16 protein-coding genes are annotated in these 23,637 nt (G+C 33.4%); 7 read left to right on the forward strand and 9 right to left on the reverse strand.

What is annotated here, in order from left to right:
* The first annotated feature begins 156 nt into the window (after positions 1-156).
* Complete coding sequence (locus AAEO57_RS18060; protein WP_341694437.1) at positions 157-2,823, forward strand: zinc-dependent metalloprotease; 2,667 nt, start codon at positions 157-159, stop codon at positions 2,821-2,823.
* Positions 2,824-2,826: 3 nt separating this feature from the next.
* On the opposite strand, the gene AAEO57_RS18065 is transcribed toward AAEO57_RS18060, so the two are convergent.
* Positions 2,827-3,507, reverse strand: coding sequence for a ComF family protein (locus AAEO57_RS18065; protein WP_341694438.1), 681 nt, complete (start codon positions 3,505-3,507; stop codon positions 2,827-2,829).
* A 236-nt stretch (positions 3,508-3,743) separates the two neighbouring features.
* Between AAEO57_RS18065 and AAEO57_RS18070 the strand changes: the two genes are divergently transcribed.
* The 5 genes from AAEO57_RS18070 (at position 3,744) to AAEO57_RS18090 (ending at position 9,537) form a co-directional block, all read left to right on the forward strand.
* Entirely contained in the window at positions 3,744-5,285 is a 1,542-nt protein-coding gene (locus AAEO57_RS18070) for a glycine--tRNA ligase (protein WP_341694439.1), read from the forward strand.
* 197 nt (positions 5,286-5,482) lie between these two features.
* Entirely contained in the window at positions 5,483-6,295 is an 813-nt protein-coding gene (locus AAEO57_RS18075; RefSeq protein WP_341694440.1) for a LytR/AlgR family response regulator transcription factor, read from the forward strand.
* Positions 6,296-6,471: 176 nt separating this feature from the next.
* A complete protein-coding gene (locus AAEO57_RS18080; protein ID WP_341694441.1) occupies positions 6,472-6,708 on the forward strand; it encodes a hypothetical protein in 237 nt (78 codons plus the stop codon).
* 107 nt (positions 6,709-6,815) lie between these two features.
* Positions 6,816-8,861, forward strand: a complete 2,046-nt coding sequence (locus AAEO57_RS18085) for a tetratricopeptide repeat protein (protein WP_341694442.1) — start codon at positions 6,816-6,818, stop codon at positions 8,859-8,861.
* Complete coding sequence (locus AAEO57_RS18090) at positions 8,851-9,537, forward strand: response regulator (protein ID WP_341694443.1); 687 nt, start codon at positions 8,851-8,853, stop codon at positions 9,535-9,537. Before AAEO57_RS18085 ends, AAEO57_RS18090 begins: the two co-directional genes overlap by 11 nt.
* Before the next feature lie 84 nt (positions 9,538-9,621).
* Here AAEO57_RS18090 and thiL read toward each other — a convergent pair whose 3' ends face one another.
* The 7 genes from thiL to AAEO57_RS18125 form a co-directional block, all read right to left on the reverse strand.
* Complete coding sequence (gene thiL / locus AAEO57_RS18095) at positions 9,622-10,668, reverse strand: thiamine-phosphate kinase (protein WP_341694444.1); 1,047 nt, start codon at positions 10,666-10,668, stop codon at positions 9,622-9,624.
* Between the two features lie 260 nt (positions 10,669-10,928).
* Positions 10,929-11,366 (reverse strand): hypothetical protein, encoded by a 438-nt coding sequence (locus AAEO57_RS18100; RefSeq protein WP_341694445.1) that lies wholly within the window; start codon positions 11,364-11,366, stop codon positions 10,929-10,931.
* A gap of 90 nt (positions 11,367-11,456) precedes the next feature.
* On the reverse strand, positions 11,457-11,903 hold the full coding sequence (locus AAEO57_RS18105) for a GNAT family N-acetyltransferase (protein WP_341694446.1): 447 nt from the start codon (positions 11,901-11,903) through the stop codon (positions 11,457-11,459).
* Between the two features lie 284 nt (positions 11,904-12,187).
* Entirely contained in the window at positions 12,188-15,685 is a 3,498-nt protein-coding gene (locus tag AAEO57_RS18110) for an SMEK domain-containing protein (RefSeq protein ID WP_341694447.1), read from the reverse strand.
* Positions 15,686-15,985: 300 nt separating this feature from the next.
* Positions 15,986-16,690: a tetratricopeptide repeat protein gene (locus tag AAEO57_RS18115; RefSeq protein WP_341694448.1), complete on the reverse strand. Its 705-nt coding sequence runs from the start codon at positions 16,688-16,690 to the stop codon at positions 15,986-15,988.
* 186 nt (positions 16,691-16,876) lie between these two features.
* Positions 16,877-17,335 (reverse strand): hypothetical protein, encoded by a 459-nt coding sequence (locus tag AAEO57_RS18120; RefSeq protein ID WP_341694449.1) that lies wholly within the window; start codon positions 17,333-17,335, stop codon positions 16,877-16,879.
* A 288-nt stretch (positions 17,336-17,623) separates the two neighbouring features.
* A complete protein-coding gene (locus tag AAEO57_RS18125) occupies positions 17,624-21,679 on the reverse strand; it encodes a choice-of-anchor L domain-containing protein (RefSeq protein ID WP_341694450.1) in 4,056 nt (1,351 codons plus the stop codon).
* A gap of 313 nt (positions 21,680-21,992) precedes the next feature.
* On the opposite strand from AAEO57_RS18125, the gene AAEO57_RS18130 reads away from it, so the two are divergent.
* The gene (locus AAEO57_RS18130; RefSeq protein WP_341694451.1) at positions 21,993-22,478 is read left to right on the forward strand and encodes a DinB family protein; all 486 of its coding nucleotides are present in this window, start codon (positions 21,993-21,995) and stop codon (positions 22,476-22,478) included.
* Positions 22,479-22,675: 197 nt separating this feature from the next.
* On the opposite strand, the gene AAEO57_RS18135 is transcribed toward AAEO57_RS18130, so the two are convergent.
* Positions 22,676-23,635: a helix-turn-helix transcriptional regulator gene (locus tag AAEO57_RS18135; RefSeq protein WP_341694452.1), complete on the reverse strand. Its 960-nt coding sequence runs from the start codon at positions 23,633-23,635 to the stop codon at positions 22,676-22,678.
* Between the last annotated feature and the right edge of the window lie 2 nt (positions 23,636-23,637).

Here is a 23,637-nt window from a genome sequence, read left to right on the forward strand (position 1 = left end):
AAAAATTGATATAATTTTGTCTTTACAAAGCATTGGTTCTGTTTATTGGTTCGCAAAACAAATTTACTTAACCTCTGCTTTGTGTTTTTTATGCTTTGCAAACTAGCAACTTGAATTAATTAATTTAATTTTGATTCTCTAAATAACCTCTTGATTATGAAAAAACAACTACTTGTACTGCTTTTTATTTTTTGTTGTATTAAGGTTCATGCTCAGACAAATGGGCTTTGGGAAAAAGTGAATTCAGTTTCTGCTAAAAAGGCAGGTAGTGTTCTTGGTCAGGATAAGTTATATTATAAGCTGAACGAAAATCTTTTTACTCAGAAAATTGCTGTTTCAGGTAAAACATCAAAAAGTGAAGCCTCTGAAATTACAATTCCAAATGCAGAGGGCGTTTTAGAAAGATTTATGGTTTGGGAATCCTCAAATTTCGATCCTGAACTGCAGGCAAAATACCCTGAAATCAGAGCGTATGAAGGAACTGGTCTGGATGATAAAACTGCAAAAATCCACTTCAGTGTAGCGCCAATAGGAATTCAGACAATAGTGTTTCGTACAGACAAAGCAACTGAATTTATAGAGCATAATCAGGACAATAAATCAGAATACGTTTTGTTTACCTCTAAAAATAAGGAGACTTCAAAATCTATGATTTGTGTTACCAAAGATGATGGTAGTAAAAGCTTTTCAGGAAGTACAGCCAAAACAACATCCAATACAAAAACTTTAAAAACCCTTCGTCTGGCAATATCATGTACGGCAGAATATACCAATTTTTATGGAGGTACAAAGGCAGGTGCTTTAGCCGGGATCAATGCTACAATGACAAGAGTGAATGCTGTTTTTAATAAAGATCTTTCAGTACAATTAAAATTAATAGCCAATAATGAAGATGTTATTTATACAAACACCACTACGGATCCTTATTCTAATGCAAGAGAAGGTGTTGCAGGAGCCTGGAATTTAGAAGTTCAGCAAACACTGACAACTGTTATTGGAAATGGAGGTTATGATATTGGGCATTTATTTGGAGCTTCCGGAGGAGGAGGAGATGCAGGCTGCATAGGCTGTGTATGCGATAATCCTGTTTCTGCGTCAGATGATCAGGCGAAAGGAAGTGCTTTTACCTCTCCTTCAAACAGCATTCCGCAAGGAGATACTTTTGATATTGATTACGTAGCTCATGAAATGGGACACCAGTTAGGAGCCACCCATACTTTTTCTTATGAAACCGAAGGAACCGGAACAAATGTAGAACCAGGAAGTGGTTCAACCATTATGGGCTATGCAGGATTAACAGACTATGATGTACAAAATCATTCAGATGATTATTTTGCCTATGCAAGCATTTTGCAAATTCAGGATAATCTTGCCACAAAAAGTTGTCCGGTTAGTACAGCAATTTTAAATAATCCTCCTGTTATAAATGTCGGTTCAGATTATACGATTCCTATTAATACGCCATTTGTTTTAACGGGTACAGGTTCAGATTCTGATGGAGACATTCTTACCTATAGCTGGGAACAGAATGATAGTGGAAATCAGCAGGTGATAAAAGAGAAAAGTATTGCCTATCCCACAAAACCAGACGGACCATTATTCAGGTCACTGCCGCCTACATCATCTCCAGTCCGCTATATGCCAAGCCTGAATACCGTGCTTCAGAACAGACTAACGACAACATGGGAATCCGTTTCGTCAATACCAAGAAGTCTGCATTTTTCTTTAACAGGAAGAGACAATTCAGTCTTAGACACACCTCAGACAAATACTGGTAATATGGTGGTTACCGTAAGTTCTGTTGGGCCATTTGTGGTAACTTCTCAAAACACAACAGATATTGGATGGCAAAAAGGCTCTTTTCAGCCTATAACCTGGAACGTAAATAATACAAATACATTGATGGGTTCTGCTAATGTCAACATTAAATTGTCTACAGATGGCGGACTGACTTTTCCAATAACTCTGGCTGCCAACACACCCAATGATGGTTCGGAGACTATTACAGTACCTACAGATATTACCGCTACAAATTGCAGGATTTTAATTGAACCAACGGCTAATATTTATTATGCTTTAAATACAAATTCATTTGCAGTGGGTTATACCTCGGCAACAACTTGTAATACTTATAGTTTTGGCAGTGCATTTAGTATTCCTTTCTCGACTTCGAACGCTTTTACAACAAAAACAGTCACTGTACCGGCTTCTTCAGCAACGGTTTCAGATGTAAATGTAGCTGTAAATGTAACGCATGACAGATTTTCGGATATCGAAATACAAATAGAAAGCCCGCAGGGAACTGTTGTAAAACTGTATGATAAAAACTGTGATATTGTTAGCTCGACATTAATACTTGGGTATGATGATTCAGGAGTTGCTTTGGATTGTTCTAAAACTACTAGTCAGATTGTTTTGCCGATCGGATCTTTAAGTGCTTTTAATGGGCAAAATCCCCAAGGACAGTGGAAATTTAGTGTTCGTGATGCTGTTTCAGGAGGTTTTGGAACTATAAATTCTGCTTCGGTAAATATTTGCACCCAAACCTTTACGCTCGATAATTCTGAATTTGAAAAGATAGATTTTGTGTTATATCCTAATCCCAATAAAGGAAATTTTACTGTTCAGTTTGATTGCGATTCAACCAAAGTAGTAGAAGTAACAGTGCATAATATTTTGGGAGAAAAAGTCTATGCTAAAACATTTGGTAAGACAACTTATTTCTATCAGAATATTCAAATGCAAAATACTACTGCGGGATTGTATCTGGTAACAGTTACAAATGGTGATAGAAGAATCGTTAAAAAGATGATTGTAAACTAAAGTCTAGTGTGCCATTGCCATACAAACAATACTGATTTTGGCTCCCGGAATTTTAAGCAATGAACGGGAGCAGGCTTCAAGAGTGGCGCCTGTGGTAAGAACATCATCTATGAGTAAAAAATGTTTGTTGTGGTTCTCTTCTGAAAAGTTCACATCAAATACATTTTTAATTCCTTCTGAACGGCCCAAAAGATTTTTTTTGGATTGTGTTTTGGAATATTTTTTTCTGAATAAAATCGAATTATCATAAGGAATATTTAATCCTTTGGACAAAGCTTTCCCAAAAGTAGTGACCTGATTATAGCCTCGTTCCTTAAATTTCTTTTGATGTAAAGGAACAGGAATTACAACATCAAAAGCAGTTTTGAGATTGATGTTTTTTAAATCTTCCACATACCAGTTTCCCAGAACGGTCCCAATTTCCTCGTAGCCTTTGTATTTCAAATTATGAATCAGCTCCTGAACCATTCCTTTTTTATTGAAGTATAAAAAAGCAGAGGCATGTTCAATTTCAATTTTGCCATAAAACTTTTTGACTGCTTCATTGTTAGTGTCTAAATGATATTGTGTGAGAGGCATTTCATGACGGCAAGTAGTACAGAAAACCGTTTCATTGGTCATTAAAAGAGTATGACAGCCTGCACAAACTTTAGGAAAAAATAGATTTTTTAAAGATTCAAACATATTTTGTTTTTAATAAAAGTAAGAAAAATATTAAATATATAAAAACACAGGTTAAAAAGTTAGAAGTATAATTCAAAAAAAATAACATCAAATGAAAAGATTGTGAATGTAGATTATTTGAAAAAATATTCTGAAGCATAAAAATCAGGATTTATTTATAAAAAATTAAAAATCAAGGGGCAATCTTCAACTATTTTTCTTTTTTTTAAAATCACTTTTTATATTTTTGCACCACTATGGCAAAACAAGACGATTTATTTAAGAATGTGGTTTCGCACGCAAAAGAGTACGGATTTATTTTTCCGTCAAGCGAAGTTTACGACGGATTGAGTGCAGTGTATGATTACGCACAAAATGGTGTCGAATTAAAAAAGAATATCCGTGAATATTGGTGGAAATCAATGGTTCAGATGAATGAAAATATTGTCGGCCTTGACGCTGCAATATTAATGCATCCAACAACCTGGAAAGCTTCAGGTCACGTTGATGCCTTCAATGATCCGTTAATTGATAATAAAGATTCTAAAAAAAGATATAGAGCTGACGTTTTAGTAGAAGATTACGCTGAAAAAATTCACCAAAAAGCGCAAAAAGAAATTGACAAAGCAAAGGCTCGTTTTGGCGATGCATTCAATGAAGAGGAATTTAAAACAACAAATGCCCGTGTAATTGAATATTTAGCCAGAGAAAAAGAAATCAGGGAGCGTTTAGGGCGTTCTTTAGGAAACGGAGATTTAGAAGATGTAAAAGCTTTAATAGAAGAGCTGGAAATTGCAGATCCTGAAACCGGTTCTAAAAACTGGACAGATGTAAAACAGTTCAACTTGATGTTCGGAACTAAATTAGGAGCTTCTGCAGAAAATGCAATGGATCTTTATTTACGTCCGGAAACCGCTCAGGGTATTTTTGTGAACTTCTTAAATGTTCAGAAATCAGGTCGTATGAAAGTTCCTTTTGGAATTGCTCAGACTGGTAAAGCATTTAGAAACGAAATCGTTGCAAGACAATTTATTTTCCGTATGCGTGAATTTGAACAAATGGAAATGCAGTTTTTTGTACGTCCTGGAGAAGAAATGAAATCATACGAATACTGGAAAGAAACGCGTTTGAAATGGCATTTGTCTTTAGGGCTAGGAAAAGAAAACTACCGTTTTCACGATCACGAAAAATTAGCGCATTATGCCAATGCGGCTGCAGATATCGAATTTAATTTCCCATTCGGATTTAAAGAATTGGAAGGAATTCACTCCCGTACTGATTTCGATTTGAAAGCACACGAAGAATACTCTGGTAGAAAACTGCAATATTTTGACCCTGAACTGAACGAAAACTATGTGCCATACGTAGTAGAAACTTCAGTTGGTTTAGATCGTATGTTCCTGGCTGTTTTTGCAACTTCATTACAGGAAGAAACTTTAGAAGACGGTTCAACAAGAACAGTTTTGAAATTGCCAGCAGTTTTAGCACCAACAAAAGCAGCGGTTCTTCCATTGGTTAAAAAAGACGGATTACCTGAAATCTCAAGAAAAATCATCGAAGATTTGAAATGGGATTTCAACGTAGCTTATGACGAAAAAGATGCAGTAGGACGCCGTTACAGAAGACAAGATGCTTTGGGAACGCCTTTCTGTATTACGGTAGATCATCAGACTCTTGAAGACGAGACGGTAACAATTCGTCACAGAGATACAATGAAACAGGATCGTGTAAAAATTACTGAATTAAGAGCTATTATCGAAAATGAAGTTTCGATGAAAAACTGGCTGATGAAAATGTAAAATTTTAATTTTCCAATATATTAAATCTCAAATTCCGAATAGGAGTTTGGGATTTTTTTATATAATGCATCCGGTTGTTTTTTATAAATGTAGGTTATACGTTTCAATATTTTTTATAACTTTAGATGTTTTCTTTTACAGAAAATACTTTCCAGAATTAATAGATTAACCCCAAAATTTAATTCCACAAAAAAAAAATGAATTACACCTACATTATTTTAGATGATGATCCGGAAAGTGTTGAGCGAATCAGGAAGATCGCAAATGAGTTTTCAGAGCTGAATTTTATAGCTTCTGCCAATAACTATAACGATGGACTAAACCTGATCCTGAAACATATACCTGATTTGGTTTTTTTAGAAATTGATCCCAAAGACAAAGCCAGTGGGCTTGGTCTGACCTTAATTAATGGCTTATTAATGTATTTAAAAGAACTGCCAAAAATTATTGTAACAACAAAAAGTAAGGATTTAGCGTTTGATTGTATTCAGTATGAAGTAAATGATTATTTTCTTAAACCATTATCAGCTATAGATTTTGTAAAATTAATCCATAAGCTGAATAAATTATATAACGAAGATGAGGTACTCCTGGTTCAGAAACTGAAGCCAAAAGAAAAACAAAGCATGGAAGAAGGTATCCAAATCAATAAAAACCGTAAATCTTTCATCTTATGCGTAAAATCATATGGAGATCATCGTTATATTGATTCAAATGAAATCTGTTATTTTCAGGCCGACAACAACTCGACTGATATTCATTTGAAAAGCGGAGAAATGATTACTGCTTTTAAAACACTGAAACATTTTGAAACAGTTTTATCAAATCCTTTTATCAGGATACATAACAGTTATATAGTAAACCGGAATTATATTTCGAGAATTCATACCGGAAATTCGTTATGTTATATTAAAAAAACAACTATAAAACTGCCTTTTTCAAAGTCTTATAAAGCAAATGTTGATTTCATTATTAGTGAATTTGCGAATGAAAATTACATAGAAACTTAAAATAAAACCATCTGCCCTGATTTGCTATCTATTCACTCATGAACGGGTAGCATTGACCATAAATGCCTTTTTTTAAGGCGATTGTTGAGCTTTACTGTATTAGTTTTACAAAAGAATTCCGAACGAAACGGAATCAGAAAATGTAAAAAAGTATAACAATATAAAACTCAACAGTCATGAAAAAATTAGCTTTAACAACAGGATTATTCTCTTTCGTAATGGTATTAACTTCTTTTAATACATCTGCAACAACTACTAATGATATTATCATAAACAATACAACAATCGGTATTGATGGAAATCAGTCAGTAGGACAAAGCAGAAAAGTGGATATGATGGGTTCTGACTTATCAAATCAAAAAGTAAGTATTGATGGAAATCAGTCAGTAGGACAAAGCAGAAAAGTGGATTAATTGCTTCTAATTCATTCAAATATATCAAAGGCCGTCTAATTTAGACGGCTTTTTTGTTTAAGGCTAATGGATAGTTTTGTATTTTTGAGTAAACAATACAGACAAAGTTGAAAAAATACTACCTGATATTACTTATTTTTTTTATTGGTTGTAACAGGCAAAATGAGGAAACTCATGTGTCTCGCAGATCCAAAGACAGCCTTAATTTGTATTTATCACTTGCCAATGAATACAAATTGCCTGTAGAAATAAAAAAAAAATACACCCGAAAGGCTTTTGAAGTTATTATGAGCCAACCTGAAGATTCTCTCAAAAGGGTGAACCTTTTCAAAGTTGCCAACCGTTATTTTAATATGCGTGACTGGAATGAATACAATAAGACGGTTAAGATTATTCTGGAGAAGGCACAAAAAGCAAATGATTCTGTTTCAATGTCAAAGGCTTACACTTATCTGGGAGATTATTACAGTTCTCAGGCAATTTCAGATAGTGCATTTTTATACTATTTTAAGGCGGAAAAAATTTATACCGACTCTAATTCGTTCTATAATTTAGCCAAGACAAGACTCAGTAAAGCTTTGCTTCAATTTAATGAAGGGGATTTTTATGGGAGTGAAAAGGCTGTTTTTAATGCTCTTAGAGTTATTAAAGGTAAGAACAATAATGATATTTTATATGAAGCATATAATTTACTTGGAGTAATATATAATGAATTGGGTGATTATGAAAAAGCCATAGAATTTCATAATAAAGCAATCGCCAGTATTGATAATAACCTGATTCCTGCTGAATTTCAGTCGAAGGCGACTTCGTTGAATAATATCGGTTTTGTTTATCAGAATCTTAATGATTATAAAAAAGCCAATTTTTACTTTAAAAAAGGGCTGGAAGAGAAAAACCTTTACAACCAAAAGCCTGAGCTATATGCCATTTTGCTGGATAATTTAGCTTATTCGAGATTCAAACTAAACCAGAATGAAGAACTTCCTGACTTGTTTTATAAGGCTCTCAAAATAAGAGACAGTCTTCAGTTGACTGCAGGTATAACAGCCAGTAAAATGCATTTATCCGAATATTATGCTGTTAAGAAAGACACCGCTAAGGCAATTCATTATTCAAATCAGGCACTTTTGGTTTCAAAACGAACGAAGAATTTTCGAAATGTTTTGGTTGCTTTGAAGCAGTTGTCTTTAATACAGCCTGAAAAAGCTTCAAAATATTCCGAAGACTATATTCATCTTAATGACAGTCTACAAAAGGCAGAACGTAAGATGGGGGATAAATTTACCCGAATAGAATATGAAACAAATGAAATAAAAAACGAAAATTCGAGTTTAGAGATACAGAACAGGACGTTAGTTTATGTTTTTAGTATATTTTCTCTCATTGTTTTGTTCTTTTATATTTATAAAACGCAGCAGGCGAAAAACAGAGAACTGCTTTTCAAACAGCAGCAGCAGGTTGCCAATGAGGATATTTACAATCTGATGATTTCTCAGCAAAATGCAATTGAAACGATGCGAATTCGTGAAAAGAAAAAAGTCGCACAGGATTTGCACGATGGTGTTTTGGGAAGAATGTTTGGTGTCAGGATCAGTTTAGATAGTCTTGATAAGTTAGATGAAGAAACAGCAAATGACAAAAGGAAAAAATATTTGCTTGAGCTGAAAGAGATTGAACAGGATATACGTGAGATTTCGCATGATTTGAACAAAGAAAAATCGGGACTGATGAACAATTTTGTAGCGATTTTAGAAAAGTTGTTTCAAAACCAGACGAATACATTTAATACGAAGCTAATTTATAATATAGATTCCAATATAAAATGGGATCTGGTAAGCAATGTTGTAAAGATTAATTTATACAGGATAATTCAGGAAGCGCTTCAAAACGTAAATAAATATGCGCAGGCAAAAACAATTAATGTTGAGTTTAAAAACGAAATCAATTATCTGGCAGTACTAATATCAGATGATGGTGTCGGATTTAATACACACAAAACAAAAAAGGGGATTGGGCTGCAAAATATTGTGTACAGAACCGCAGAATGTAACGGGAATGTAGAGATACATTCGGCGAAAGGGGAAGGGACTTCTATTGTAATAAAGATACCAATTGATCAAAAAATAAATAAAATTCATAATGAAAGCTGATTCAACGCTTAAAAAAATAAACAGGATTCTCATAGTAGACGACCATCCGTTTATTATTGAAGGGTATAAAAATGCAATTACGCGTTATAATCCTGACACCCATGAGTTTTTGATTTCTCAGGCAAAAGATTGTAAGTCTGCTTATGAAATTATTACAGATCCCGAAACGGTACCTTTTGATATTGCTTTTTTAGATATTAGCATGCCGGCTTATGATGAAAAAGAAATTTTTTCGGGAGAAGATCTGGCCAAGTTGATTTCGGAATACATGCCTCACTGCAAAATTATTCTGCTCACGATGTATACCGAATTATTAAAAATAAAAACAATTATTCGGACCATAAACCCAAACGGTCTGATTATCAAGAACGACCTTACCTTTGATGAACTCCTTCTGGCTTTTGATAAAGTGTTAAAAAGTGATAAATATTACAGTCATTCGGTTCAGAAAATGCTGAACCAGTCGCCTCATAATTCAATTGAAATCGATGAATTTGACAAACAGATTTTATTTCATTTGTCTAAAGGAACCTCAGAAGAAGAAATGCCACATTATATTCCTATTTCTATAAACGCAATTAATAGGCGAAAAAAAGGACTTAAAGAACTGCTCAAAATAAAAAATGATTCTGATGATGATTTGGTAAAAGAAGCCAAAAGCAAGGGACTTTTCTAAATGAAATTACAAAATAAAAATTCCAAATTCCAATGACATTTTCAAATTGGAATTTGGAATTTTTTTATTTGATTTTTTAAAAATTTATTCACTCAGCGCATCCCAGCCTCTGGCTTTTAAAGCAATTTTAGTATTCGCTCTTGTCACCAGATGAATTCCTTCGCTTTCCTGAGTCATGTGACCAATTACAGAGAAGTTTGGATTTCCTTTTATTTTGTCAAAATCATTAATATCGATTGTGAATAAAAGTTCATAATCTTCACCACCGTTAATCGCAACGGTTGTACTGTCGATATTAAATTCTTCGCAGGTCGAAATAAACTGAGGATCCAATGGCAGTTTGTCTTCGTACAGATTACAGCCCACTTTTGATTGCTTACACAAATGAATAATTTCTGAAGATAATCCGTCAGAAATGTCAATCATCGAAGTTGGTTTTATTTCAAGGGCATGCAAAAGCGTACGAACATCTTTGCGGGCTTCCGGTTTTAATTGTCTTTCGACCAAATAGGTGTAAGGGTCCAGATCAGGCTGGTTGTTTGGATTTACCTGAAAAACCTGTTTTTCGCGTTCCAAAACCTGTAATCCCATGTAAGCCGCGCCAATATCTCCGGTTACGACCAATAAATCGGTTTGTTTGGCTCCGTTTCTGTACACGATTTCCTCTGCATCGGCTTCGCCAATTGCCGTGATACTGATAATTAATCCTTTTTGAGATGAGGTCGTGTCACCGCCAATCACATCTACTTTATACTCTTTTGCAGCGTGTGTAATTCCTTCAAATAATTCTTCTAAGGCTTCGAGTGGGAAACGATTAGAAACGGCTACAGAAACCGTTATTTGGGTTGGTTTGGCATTCATAGCGCAAATGTCAGAAACATTTACCACTACCGACTTGTAGCCTAAATGTTTTAACGGCATATAAGCCAGGTCAAAATGTACGCCTTCTATCAGTAAATCGGTAGAAACAACTACTTTTTTATCCTTAAAATCAAGAACAGCAGCATCATCGCCAATGCTCTTTAAGGTCGATTCCTGAGTGACATCAAAATTTTTGGTTAAATGCTCAATAAGGCCAAATTCACCTAATTGCGCTATACTGGTACGTTGCGGATTTTTATCTTCGATCATTTTTCTAAAGTTCCAAAGTTTGTAAGCTGCAAAGGTACAAAGTTGAGGGTGGAATAACTATAAACGAAGTTGGATTATTGATTTGAAGCAGAAATATCCGGCTTGAAGTTCACTGAACTCTGGTTAAAAATTAAAATGTAAGTGAAGTAATTGAAATACATTTTACTTTTTTTGGTGATATCTAAAAATAACTTTGAATCTATTTTAGGATTATTTGTAGATGAGTGAAACTTTTTTAGAGTGAGAAAATTTTCCAGTTTTTATTTGTCTCTGTAAATTTCAAACTCTCCATTTGCGATTTCCTCTATATATTCATCTTCAGAAATTTTCTCTTCAAAAATGATCATTTCCCAGGTTCCTGAATATTTGTTTTCGCTTTTATCATAATAACCAAAATATTCTATAGTAGGATGTTGCACGTTTTTATCGAACTTAATATTTCCATCTTCGTCTTTATAATAGTGATAAGGATAGTTTATGACAAAGCTAATTATGTCGTTTTCAATAAATCCTTTTACCATTATGGGTTCTGAGAAAATATTTTCAGATTCTGAATCGGTTGATGTTCCTGTAAATGAATTACCGTTAAAAGTCAAATCCATTTGAAATGCTACTTTTACATAAGTATCTATAATTTCATAGCCGTGTAAGTATGTAAAAAATCCTTTCCAGGTTTGTTTGTTATCAATGATTCTCATAGGTGTTTATATTGATTTGGAACTGTTAGGGGGTAATTTATTGACTGTTTCTTTTCCATTATGGCAGGACGCACAAATAGAGGATACTTGTCAGCGAAGCTTTATGTTTTCCCAGGAATCTTTTGTCATTTCAAATTTGATTTCCTTGGTTCCATGCATTCCGTTTTTTGTCCAGCCAGACTTTAAATAAAATTTTTCAGCCCTTGTATTTGGTGAAGTTCCGAGCCAAACGTAGTCTTTTCCGTTTGCGAAATACCAATCAAGCATAATGCTTTGAAGTTTTGCAGCAATTCCTTTACCCTCAAATTCACGTTTTAGAAAAAGAGCCCAGATATTATTTTCTTTTAAATCGGCAATAGCAAATCCGACTATTTGATTTTCAATCTCGCAAACCCAGCCTTTTCCCCGATCAAACAGAAACTCTTCACAATCTTTATCACTTACCAAATCGGGATTTGACAAGATATTTTCTTTTACAGCGTTTCTAACCACTTGAATCTGCCTGATGTCTTCTATTTTTGCTTCTCTAAATAACATTTCTTCGAATGAATTAAAATATTGGTTTGTGTGAGTGTTCTCCTTTGACGAGACTTTAAATCTGTTGCTCGTTTGTAATGCGGCTATTTAAATAATTGCATAAAATCTTTAAGGGACTTTTGAGTTAATAACCGCGTTACAAACGCTACAAATTATCTTTTAATTTATGTAGGGATAGTTTTTCGGTTAAGCATAAATTTTTCAAATGCAAAACCATCTTTAAATTCAGCCTAAAACCCCAATCTCGTCAAACGGCTAAGTGTGTTAGTGGCTGCTTTTATTTTTTACGAAACTCTATTTTTCAATTCTTTTAAAATTACTTTTGCTTTATCAAATCCAATTTTTTCTAAATCAGGAATAATTTTATCTTTAAATATTTTGTCATTTCTCCTTTGATTTGATTTTAGAATAATTGATTTTCTACAGTTGAATAATAATTCGTCTGCGTATATTTTGAATTTACTTTTGTGTAATTCGAATAAGCCTGAAAGTGATTTTAGAACATCTTCGTTTTGAATTGTGATTATAAAATTGTCATTATTATTGTTTAAAAATGTTAGTAATTCAATGTCATATTTTCCATTAGTTGTTTCAGAAATACGTTTTATAGCTTGAAACAATGGACCGATTTGAAAACCTTTATGATTGTTTTTTTGCAATTTGTTTAATAAATCATTTTTGCAATGTTTTTCAGTAATTTCTGGATTTATTGAATAACTAAAATAAAATGATTTTAAAAAATCACTGATTGTTAGTTTATTATAACGCTTTTCAATATTTGTGTATTTTTTTAGATATTCATCAAGTAAATAGTTAACTTTTTCATTGCAGTTCTGTTTGTTATTTTTATCGACTTTATTCTTTAATCTATATAAAACTTCAAGTGATTGAGACATATTTAAATCGATATTTAATAGCGAAGCTATTAAATATTCATTTTTAAGTTGACTAAAAAGACTAATCGATTTATCAATATTAAAATTTGAAATTACTCTAAATATATCTTCTAAATATGTAATTTTCTTTGATTTTATATAGTCATCAATTTCTTCTGGAGTAATTGATAAAATAATATTTTTATCAAAACCTTTAATTTTTAATATTTTTGGATTTCTTATTAATTCGATAATTGAGCTACTCGAATCAATTTCATCAATTGCTTTTTTTGTAATCTGAATTGTTTGAGAATTTTTAATATTTAAATTTTCTTTTGCAAATTCATAAAATGAAAGAAGCGAATTAATATCTTTTTCGGTTTCAATTTTTGTTATGAATTCATTTTTATTGGTTACTTCACTAATAATTGAAATAAATTCTTTTGGTTCATTTGAAAGACGTTTTAATTCTAAAACCCTTGCTCTAAAATTTGATAAACTACATTCATTTAGCAATTTGATTTTTAAAATTCCATTTTTTAAGTCATTTGATAAAAACATTTTGACTGATTCAGAATTTATGTTTGATAAATCAGATAATGCTTTTGAATATTCAGATAAAGAAGAATCTAATAATTTTTGATTTATTGTATTGTTTTCAATAAGCTCATTAAAAATAAATGTGCAAGAATTTGTACCTACAGAAATGTCAATTTTTTGAAGTTCTCTTAAAGATTTTGCAATTTGATCTATTTTTTGCTTTTTAGCTTTCTCGATTAGTTTATTCCAATCCATTTTTCGGATTAGTCCATAAACAAGTTTTTTTGTTTCACTTGAAGTATTTAATTCCGAAAGTGAATTTGTTATGTTTGAAAAACCAGGGAGTTTGTTGATTTTTTCTAGCCATTCAGGAAAGTGTAAAGAATTAAGAATTTTATAAACTGTTTCGGGTTTTCTACTTTGTTTACTTATTCTCATTGTCAATTCTACAATAGAATTGGTTTTTACAATTTCATTTTCGTATAATACATTTATTATTTTTTCAAATGGTAATTCTATTGATAATAATTCTGAAATCTGTATTAGATTAGAATAATTCATATAATCCTGAAATAGAAATAAATTAAGTTTGTTTTTATTTAGATATGTTATAATTAAATTGTAATATTTTGATAATTTTATTTTATCAATTCGAGTACAAAGTTTAAATAGAATTGTAATTAAAGAATTTACTTCAAATTCTTTAATGTTTGTTGAAAATGATTCTATTATTATGTGCTCTATTTTTTCATTTTCTAAAATGTTTATTAGAATTTCTGTTTCTTCTAAAATTTCTGAATTAATGAATTTATTAAGTATAAGATGAATATTTAATGAGTATTCTTGTCTATTAAATTTTGATATATAATTGATTATTAATTCTGATTTTTTTGCCAAATCAACATTCTCATTTACGTATGAAATAGAATCAAATATTAATTTTGCATATTCTTTATGGGGGAAATAATGATAATCACTTGATGAGTATTTTAAAATTATTCCTTTTTCTTTTAGTTTTTCATCAATACTTTTTTGACCTTTTAACAAGATAAATGGAATATCATTTTTATATAAAATACAATAAGTATAAAGAGAATCACTCTCAACTTCATTAAGATTGTGTTCCTCATAAAAATATTGAAGAATAATATTTTGATTAATTTTATCAAAAGTTAAATTGTTTGATATTCGATTCTTCTTTTCCCAAACTCTTAATGCAATATTTAACTTTAATAGATTACTACTTGTGTTTTTTAAAATATCAAGAAAATTTCCTTTGTACCAATTTATTTCTGAATATTGATTTTTTAACGAATCAATTTTTTTTGAAATTATTCCTGAAATTTTTTCTTCTAAATCTTCATTTAAATCTATTCTATAATATTTGATTCCTTCAATTTTATCATAAATGCTATTTTCATCAAATTCATCAAAAGTCTTGTAGTATCTTGAAAGAAAAAGACATTTTATCCATTTATGTTTTGATAATCTTTCTTTAATTTTTAAAAACGACTTAATATTGTCGTGAATGTTGTCTAATATTATCAATGAATGACAATGAGATATTTGAATTAATTCTTCAAGGACTTTTGATTCATCAAAAATTGGTTCTGTAAGATTTAAATAAAAGATTCTTTTGTTTTTTATTTTTTGAATAATTGCATAAGCAATTGTAGTTTTTCCACTGCAAGGGTTTCCTAAAACACAAAATTGGTCTGTGATGTTATGAGTAAAATTGTAAGCTAAATTATCAATCTTAAGTTGTTCTTTTTTACTGAAATATATTAATTCTTCTTTATTGAAATAATTTGTACTATCAAATTTTTGGTTTTTTCCAATTTCTTTAAAAAGTACTAATTTTGACAAACCATAAAACTCTTCACTTACTTCTTGTTTAATCAATTCAGAGATTTCAATCCTTTTTTCTTTGTCTAATTTACTTATATCACCAATAAGATTTTTAATTGTTTTAATGTGAATTTTTACTCCGTCAATTTCTTCAACAATTGATGTGTCAATATCTTTCAGATATTTTGTTTCAATTATAAAGAATACCCAAAGTTTTTTTAATCCTTTAATTTTCCAATTATTTAGGGTTAGTGTTTTTGTATCATTAATTTTGGTTTTCTCATTACTTTGGATTGCAGTAATTTGAATTCCAATTTTTTCTTTTGAATCATACAAGTCGATTCCTTTTGAGTTTAATTTTTCGTAGTTTAAATTGATTAACTCTTCAAAACCATAAACTTTATTGAAAATCCTCAAAAAGAAATCTTCTGCTTTTACTTTTTCATCGTGAAGATTCAAAAGACTTCCTCTTTGTATTTTATCAGTATAAGCGAAAAGATTAAGTTCTATGTCGTTCATTTTCGGCTTTAATTTGTTGTTTAGAGGTTTCGTCGTCAGAAGGTTGCCACTAACGTCAGTATGTGAAAAAACTTGTCCAAATTTAGAAAGTATTCGGAGAGCTATCTGTGAAAAATCTCAAATATGGGATTCTCAAGAGGCAGATTTTAGTTTTTTCACAGACTGACGTCTTGGCACTACCGGGTTTGGGATTAAATTAAGCCCTATTTTCGGATTTCCAAATCATTCCAAATACAAAACCATCTTTCCATTAAGCCAAATGCCCAAATCCGTTGTAGTGGCTGTTGGTAGATGGCTTTTTTATATCTTATTATTTTCGTCTTTTTTTATTGCTAGTTCTTTTTGTTCTTTTGCAACTTCTTCAACCCAATCTTTTTTATTTGGATCGTTAATTGCTAAATCATAATATTTAATTGCTTCATCAAAATTTCCAATTCTTCTTTCCATTTCAGCAACTAAATAATTAATGTTTGCAATTACTGTTTTGTCATCATATTCATTTTTGTCTAAAGCAGAAATTAAATTATCTTTTGCTTTTGATTGGAGTTCTTTTCTAAATTCAATTTGTTTACCATTTTCACGTAATAAATATGAACCTGTAACATAGCAAAAGGCAATTTCTTTGTTTGATTTTTTTTGAAATTCCTTGATTTCGCCTGCAATTAAACATTGTCTTGCATCATCAATTTTTATTTTATCAAATTTTGTTAGATATTCTTTAATTTTAATTTTGTCTTCTTCACTTATTCTTTCTTTGAAGTCATCAATATAACCTGAAAAATGACATTTTGGACAAGTGTTTATCAACTCTTCGTAATGTTCTCCAATTGCACCTTGCTTCTGAAAATCTTTAAAAGAACCAAAAGTTGTCATACTCATCGTCACACAAAATGTTACGTCTTTTCCATCTATTGGACATTTTACAGTTTCATTTTCACAAGTATGTGCATTTGCAAGATTTTGCCCAATTAAAAGGACTATTACAATTAAAATTAATTTTTTCATAGTTGTTTAGTTTTATTCTAGGTGTCGTTTTTTTTTAAGCTATCTGCCAACGGTCTGCTAGTAGGCGCAGGTTGGGATTAAAAATGAGATTTATTTACATTAAACACAAATTTTGCAAATACAAAACAGATTTTTAATTGTCACCAAAACCCAACTTGTGCTTACTAGCTGTTAGCAGATGTTTTTTTATTCCCATCCAGGTCCATTTTTTTCATTACAAGGTTGGATAGTTCCCCAATCAGAAAATTCTAAAGCTGGTTCTCCATCTTCACATAAGGTCACCATTTTATAAAATATTTCGAAATAATCAATATTTAGTGGAGAGTAATCATCTTGAAATTCTAATAACTTTTCACGACCGTTATGAATTGCTTTTATAAAAAGTTCTTGATTATCTGTCGTGAAGCTCCTTATGTCTAAATGTCGATTTAGAAATTCATCTGTGCTAGGTTTATAAAAACCCCATCCACATTCTCCGCTTTCGTCATCTAAATCTGGTATTTGAGTTTCAAGCCATTTAGCCAACTCATTTTCATTTTCGAGTAAATACAATTCTTTAATTGCAATTTTCAAAATTTCGTCATACCCTGTCCATCTGCGACCAAAACATCTTCCGTCCTTTAGTATAATAAATCCACTTGCCATAATTAGTTACTTTTCGGTCATTAGTTGTTAAAATATCTGCTAACTCATATATACCCGCTACAAAATAGCGACAAAGCTACTTAAAATAGATGCATATACGAAGTTTTTACTTTTCTCCAAATATAGAAAAATAATAATCTCAACCTTACAAAAATGTTCTTCTGCCCGCGTGAAGGATGGGAGCAGGTTACCGAAGTAACGCGTACAGCCTGACAGCCTGCCGGTAAGAGGGCGAATAACCGTAAAGTATGTTTGCCCTCTTACCGGGATGGTGGCACGCCCAAATTATTATCGTTTCATGCTAAAATGGGCTTTGAAAACCTGAATTGTTCCGTTTTGTGTATAAGTGGCCTGAAACCAGTAATCTGAAGAAGGTAAGGGACTACCATTGAAAATGCCATCCCAGCCGGTACCGGAAGGCTTGATCGTTTTTAGGAACTTGCCGTAGCGGTCGTAAATGGTGATGACGGCATCGGTTTGATAAGCAAGATCGGGAATGTTCCAGGTGTCATTGTAACCATCGTTGTTTGGAGTGAAAAATTTGGGGTATTTGAGTACTTTGGCAAACAAAATCTGATTGTCGCAATTGGCTTTTGTGTCTCTTATCGTAACTGCATGTTCTCCCGAATCGACATCGTGAAATACATTGCTCGTTTGAAAATCGCCATCATCCAGTTGATATTCATAGGTTCCGAAACCATTTGTCAGGTTGACGATGATATCGATAGTATCTTCAAAATCATCCGAAACGGTAACGGTTGCGACGGCCGGGCTGGATTTATCGACGGTAACTGTGGCCGGATTATAACCGCAGTCGTTTCCAACATCAGGCACTTTTTTGACAGGTACAACGGTATAAACTCCTTCCTGAAGTGCGGTGTAAGTTGGTCCTGTGCCCACTTTGGTTTCGTTTAAATACCACTCAACAGTATAATCGGGTGAATTAATTCCGGAATTTAATTGTGCCGAATGCTGTAATTCGCCTGTTTGGTAATCGACACAAATGATTCCGTTTTGTACTGAGAAACTTTTCAGCGGATAAATGGTAATATTAAAATCATCCTGAGCAAAACAGTTAGAGTTTGTTGCTGCCGATGCGTAAATATACATTTGTTGGCTTGCAGTTATTTTTTGCCCTGCTGTATATTGGGTTCCGGTTGCGTTGGGTCCGCTATAATAATTTCCGACGGTCAACGGAGGCAAAGTATAGCTTTCGCAAATAGCAACATCAGGAATACTGACCAGTACGGGTGTTTGGGAAATAGTAACGGTAAAGCTTTTTTCGCTTACGCAGGTCAGACGTGTACCGACAATGGCGTAGACATAAATGGTTTGCGAAGTTTTTAAGATGGTTCCTGCGGGAATAACGGGACCTTTTCCACCAGGCTGTGCGTAGTAATTTCCCAGTTTCAGCGGAGGCAAAGTATAACTGTCGCAAACATTTATGTTGTTAAAATTACCAACATCTATTCCGTTGTAATTGACTTTGAAAAAGGTTTCATTGCTGCAGGACGTAAAATCGGCCCATTCGTTATAAATATAAATGGTTTGAGTGGTGTTGATGGCAGTTCCTTCGGCAAGTTGAGTTCCCGTGCCTCGAGGACCTCCTGTGGCCGTATAATATTTTCCGTTTTTCAGTTTTGGAAGTTTAAAGTCGGTACAGGTTACTACATCTGTAAAACTGTCAACAAGCGGAAGAGGCCTGATTTCGACAGTAAAACTATGTTCGTTTGTACATTCCGGTCCCACAGCATATACATAAATAGTTTGAGTTGAGGTAATGATGTCACCCGCTTTTAGTCGTGTGCCTCCACCGTTGGTTTTTGTAAAATAGTTACCATTTACCAATGGAGGTAATACATAACGGGTACATTCCAGTCTGTTGGGCGGTGTATCTACCAATGGCAAAGGTTTTATGGTGATTTCGTATTTAAGGTTTTCGGTACAATTGGGCGATGTTGTTGTAGCAGTATAATAATAAACAGTTTGCGAACTGGTAATAACTGTTCCGACCGGAATATTTTTGCCCTGACCACCCGGACTGTCATAATAACCCCCAATCGCCACAGGGGGTAAAGTAAACTTTCCGCATACTGAAACCGGAACAAAAATCGGAGAATTGATAATGTCGATTTGAAAAGAATGTTCATTGGTGCATCTTCCGTCATTTGCAAAAACAAATATTTTCTGGCTTGAAGTTATTTTGTCTCCGGCATTTAGGGCTTTGCCTAATCCTCCGGATAATGTAAAATAGTTTCCGTTTGTCAAAGGAGGCAGTGTATACGAATCGCAAGTCACAACATTAGCGGGTTTATCTATTTCGGGTAAAGGATAAACTGTAAAAGGGACAGCGATGTCACGGCACACTGCTCCATTAATAACTGCGTAATAATAAATGGTCTGACTGGTTGTAAATGCTGTTCCCTGAGGAATGGAATCCCCTTGTCCTCCCGGGAGGGTGAAAAAACCACCGGCAGGCACTCGCGGAACGATGTATTGACCACAGGCTTCTTTTTTAAAAGTGATTTCGTAAATCAGAGTTACATTAAAACTGGTCTCATTGGTACAGTTGTTTGTGTTTCGGCCTCTGTAAATGTAGTAAACGCCTCCTTTGGTGATGATATCTCCGGCATTCAGTTTAGTTCCTGTTCCGTTTGGACCAGTATTATATTCACCATTTGTAATTGGCGGTAATGTATAACTGTCGCACGCAATAACATCCGGAATCTTATCTACTGCCGGAAGTGGATTAATGAGGATGTTAAAATTGACTGTAGTGTTACAACCTGTATTCGAAATATTTTCAATGCGTACCCAGATCGTTTTAGGTGATTGTGATAAAGAAGTAATGAATGCTTTGGGATCTGGGATGTTATTTCTGGCACTATTAGCATCGGTTTCGCTGTTGTAATACCTGATTTTATATTCTGAAGGATTTAATCCGTTTAGAATGGCAGTTTCCTGAACAGTTAAATCAACAGATACTTTTTTAGAAATATTGTCACAAACATTTAAGTCTGGTGGTTTCACAATATTTATCGGAGCAGTTACCAATAAATTAAATGAAATGACATTATTACAAAAGAAAGTTTTGTCATAAACTGGTACTGCTTTTATGTATATCGTCTGATTGCCGGAACTGGTGTAGGAACTCAGTTGATTTTCGGGTATTATCGGTCCGTTTGAATTGGCTGCTGTTAAAGACTCAAAATAATAAATAGCATATTTTGCGGGATCAATTCCTAATGCGACCAGATTATTCTGGGTTAAATCATATTGATAAATACCATTTGTGCTATAACAGGCAGTTAGATTTTTAGGAGATTTTATAATTAAATCTTTAATCACAACTTCGTCTTTAACGACACAGCCTGAAAGTGTTGCTGTAACTCCATAAGTTCCTGCTTTATCTATTGTCAAAGAATTACCCGTTTCGTTCTGGATTACAGCTCCATTTAGTGTCCAGACATACGAGTAATTGCCTACAATATCAGATTTAAGTGTGATTTTTTCACCTTCACAGATAGTTCTGTCGGGACCTAAATCCATGGTGGTCATAAAACTGCCTCCTTTTATAAAAACTGCCGAATCATAATTACTGTCATTATAATCGCCAATAGCGAGTTTTATACGATAGGTTCTGTTTGGAATTACCCTTGAAGAGGCGGTTAAAACTTTGGTTTCTCCTCTCATATTAATAGCCGACAGAGCCGGATTCGTCACATTATAACGGTCAAACAAATTAGCATTGGCAGATAAACAGGACGAATTGTACTGCTGGTCTCTAATATTCTTGACTGAAACAGGTGTAGTTGTGCCCGGCAGAACGGCTAGATTTGTAGAAACACCGGTTGTTAAATCTGTCAGTATAAAAGCAAAAACATCACTGAACCCACATTGAAATTCGCCATATTCATTAGATGCAAAAAGAAAATCAAAACTAAAATTACTCGACAAAGGGGTAAAATCAAACTCAAGAAAACTGACATCCGTAATAGGTACCACTTGTCCGTTGCTGTCACTGATAGCCTGCAGATCGCTGTCAGTAGCATTGTTCAGTTTACTGCTTTCATTAATTCCGTTATAGGATCCTTCGGTATATTTGGCATTTCCGTTTCGAATGATGATTCCGTTTGAAATTGGGAAATTAGGATTGGTGTTTGTGAATTTACCGATACCCCCGCGGGATGAAAATTTGAAGTTACTTTCGTTTGAACAGCCATTCTGCATTAATTCCGTTCGGATCAGTTCAGGTATGGCCAAAGTTGTAGTGTCGACTATGATTCCTTGTGATGAAGATATTGCCGAATAAAATAATAAAATCAGAAGTAGAGCAGATCTCATAATTCATTATTTTACAAATTTGGGTATTTAAAATTACGAAATTATTTCTTTTTAAATATATGGTTGTCAGTATTTTATGATTTTGTTAATTTATTGCGGAAAAAATGATTTGCAGTTTTTGGTTTTGTTAAAATCAGCAGAGGCGCACAGTCGTGCAGCTAAAACCTTGTGATAACATTAGAAATTAGACGCACGACTGTGTGTCTCTGCAGCAGGAAATAAAAAAATATTTATTTTTTATTTCCTGCTGACAAACTGTTGTCACCGACCCTCAATAATTTTGAAATGTCAACAAATTAAAACTTTAAAAATCATGAAAACATTAGAAACACAAGCACAAGTAATTACTTCAGAAGATTTATTGAAACACTGGCAAGGGCACAGGGCATTAACACGTCGTTTGATTGAATTGTTTCCGGAAAAAGATTTCTTCGAATTTTCAATTGGCGGTATGAGACCTTTCGCAAAATTAGTCGATGAACTTTTGGCTATTGCAGCTCCGGCACTCAAAGGAATTGTAAACCGCGACAGCCAGCCTTATACTGAAGGAGAAGAGAAATTGATTTTTAAAGCACAATATCTCGAAAAATGGGATGAAGCTACAGCAGAAATCAATAAGTACTGGGAACAATTATCGATTGAGGATTTTAGCGAAACCTTTAATCTTTTTGGGCAGTATGAATTTCCGATTATCCAGAATATCTTGTATTTTATAGATAATGAAGTACATCATCGTGGTCAGGCGTATGTGTATTTAAGAGCTTTAAATATCGAACCGCCTTTTTTCTGGGAAAGATAAATTCCTGAAATGGCCTGTTGGGAAATGTATGAATTGAGAGTAAAAACATCATTTATAATTTAATAGATGATGTCATCCTGAGCGGAGTCGAAGGCTTTTTATCTGAAAAGGGCTTTGACTCCGTTCAGCCTTACACTTGTTTAATTTTACCCAACGGGTTACAATAATAAAACTCCTGATTTTCTTTGGGAGTTTTTTTATAAAAGCCTTTGTCTGTTGATTTCCAGTAATTCTAGAGTTCGTGTTTTTAAACTTTCCGGTTCCAGAATTGTGGCGTGATCTCCAAACATTAAAAACCATCTGGGAAAACCGCTGTCAATATCCCGGGACATAAATGTCATTTCTATTTTTCCGTCGATTTCTTTTTCGGAAATAAAACCGTGGTATTTTCTTTCCGTTGACAGATATCTTGCAATTTTTTTATCGATTAAGATGCGGACTTTTGTGGTTGGGCAAGTTTCTGTTTTTGTCAAATACGTTTCCAGTGAATCGTGTTCAATAGTGAAATCAAGGTCGGTTTTTTTAATGCCCTGAATTCTGTCAGTCCTAAACTGTCTGTAATCTTTTCGCAAATGGCAATAGCCTAAAAAATACCAATTATTATTGTCGTGAAAAACCCCCACGGGCTCTAAATTTCGCTGTGTAGTTTCGTTTCTTTCATACGTTTTGTAGGTCAGCAGAATTTGCTTTTTTTCAGCAATTCCTTCAAAGAGAACCGCTAAAGTATTGGGCGAATTGTCATTAAATAAAGGTTCAGCGGTTTGCATGACCACTCGCGATTCAATATTCGAAAGATAATCTTTATCTGTACTTCTCAAAACGGCTTTCAGTTTGTACATTGCCGATGCATAATGCGTTCCCAAAGACGGATCGGTAAATTTCTGCATCAGTTTTTCGGCTGCAATAAAACTGCTTACTTCCTCACGCGTAAACATAACAGGAGGCAATCGGTAACCTTCCATCAAAGCATAACCCACTCCGGCTTCACTGTAAATAGGAACGCCGGATGCTTCAAGAGTTCTGATATCCCTGTAAATAGTCCTCAAACTACATTCAAAACGATCCGCCAGTTCCTGTGCTTTTACAATTTTTTTAGATTGCAACTGAATCAGGATGGCAACAATACGGTCAAATCGTTTTGGGGTTTCGTCGAGCATTT

The sequence above is a fragment of the Flavobacterium calami genome, assembly GCF_038290035.1.
Classification (GTDB): domain Bacteria; phylum Bacteroidota; class Bacteroidia; order Flavobacteriales; family Flavobacteriaceae; genus Flavobacterium; species Flavobacterium calami.

Coding starts and splice junctions, on each gene's coding strand:
- AAEO57_RS18060 (WP_341694437.1), top strand. CDS start 157: ATGAAAAAACAACTACTTGTACTGCTTTTTATTTTTTGTTGTATTAAG.
- AAEO57_RS18065 (WP_341694438.1), bottom strand. CDS start 3,507: ATGTTTGAATCTTTAAAAAATCTATTTTTTCCTAAAGTTTGTGCAGGC.
- AAEO57_RS18070 (WP_341694439.1), top strand. CDS start 3,744: ATGGCAAAACAAGACGATTTATTTAAGAATGTGGTTTCGCACGCAAAA.
- AAEO57_RS18075 (WP_341694440.1), top strand. CDS start 5,483: ATGAATTACACCTACATTATTTTAGATGATGATCCGGAAAGTGTTGAG.
- AAEO57_RS18080 (WP_341694441.1), top strand. CDS start 6,472: ATGAAAAAATTAGCTTTAACAACAGGATTATTCTCTTTCGTAATGGTA.
- AAEO57_RS18090 (WP_341694443.1), top strand. CDS start 8,851: ATGAAAGCTGATTCAACGCTTAAAAAAATAAACAGGATTCTCATAGTA.
- thiL (WP_341694444.1), bottom strand. CDS start 10,668: ATGATCGAAGATAAAAATCCGCAACGTACCAGTATAGCGCAATTAGGT.
- AAEO57_RS18100 (WP_341694445.1), bottom strand. CDS start 11,366: ATGAGAATCATTGATAACAAACAAACCTGGAAAGGATTTTTTACATAC.
- AAEO57_RS18105 (WP_341694446.1), bottom strand. CDS start 11,903: ATGTTATTTAGAGAAGCAAAAATAGAAGACATCAGGCAGATTCAAGTG.
- AAEO57_RS18110 (WP_341694447.1), bottom strand. CDS start 15,685: ATGAACGACATAGAACTTAATCTTTTCGCTTATACTGATAAAATACAA.
- AAEO57_RS18115 (WP_341694448.1), bottom strand. CDS start 16,690: ATGAAAAAATTAATTTTAATTGTAATAGTCCTTTTAATTGGGCAAAAT.
- AAEO57_RS18120 (WP_341694449.1), bottom strand. CDS start 17,335: ATGGCAAGTGGATTTATTATACTAAAGGACGGAAGATGTTTTGGTCGC.
- AAEO57_RS18125 (WP_341694450.1), bottom strand. CDS start 21,679: ATGAGATCTGCTCTACTTCTGATTTTATTATTTTATTCGGCAATATCT.
- AAEO57_RS18130 (WP_341694451.1), top strand. CDS start 21,993: ATGAAAACATTAGAAACACAAGCACAAGTAATTACTTCAGAAGATTTA.
- AAEO57_RS18135 (WP_341694452.1), bottom strand. CDS start 23,635: ATGCTCGACGAAACCCCAAAACGATTTGACCGTATTGTTGCCATCCTG.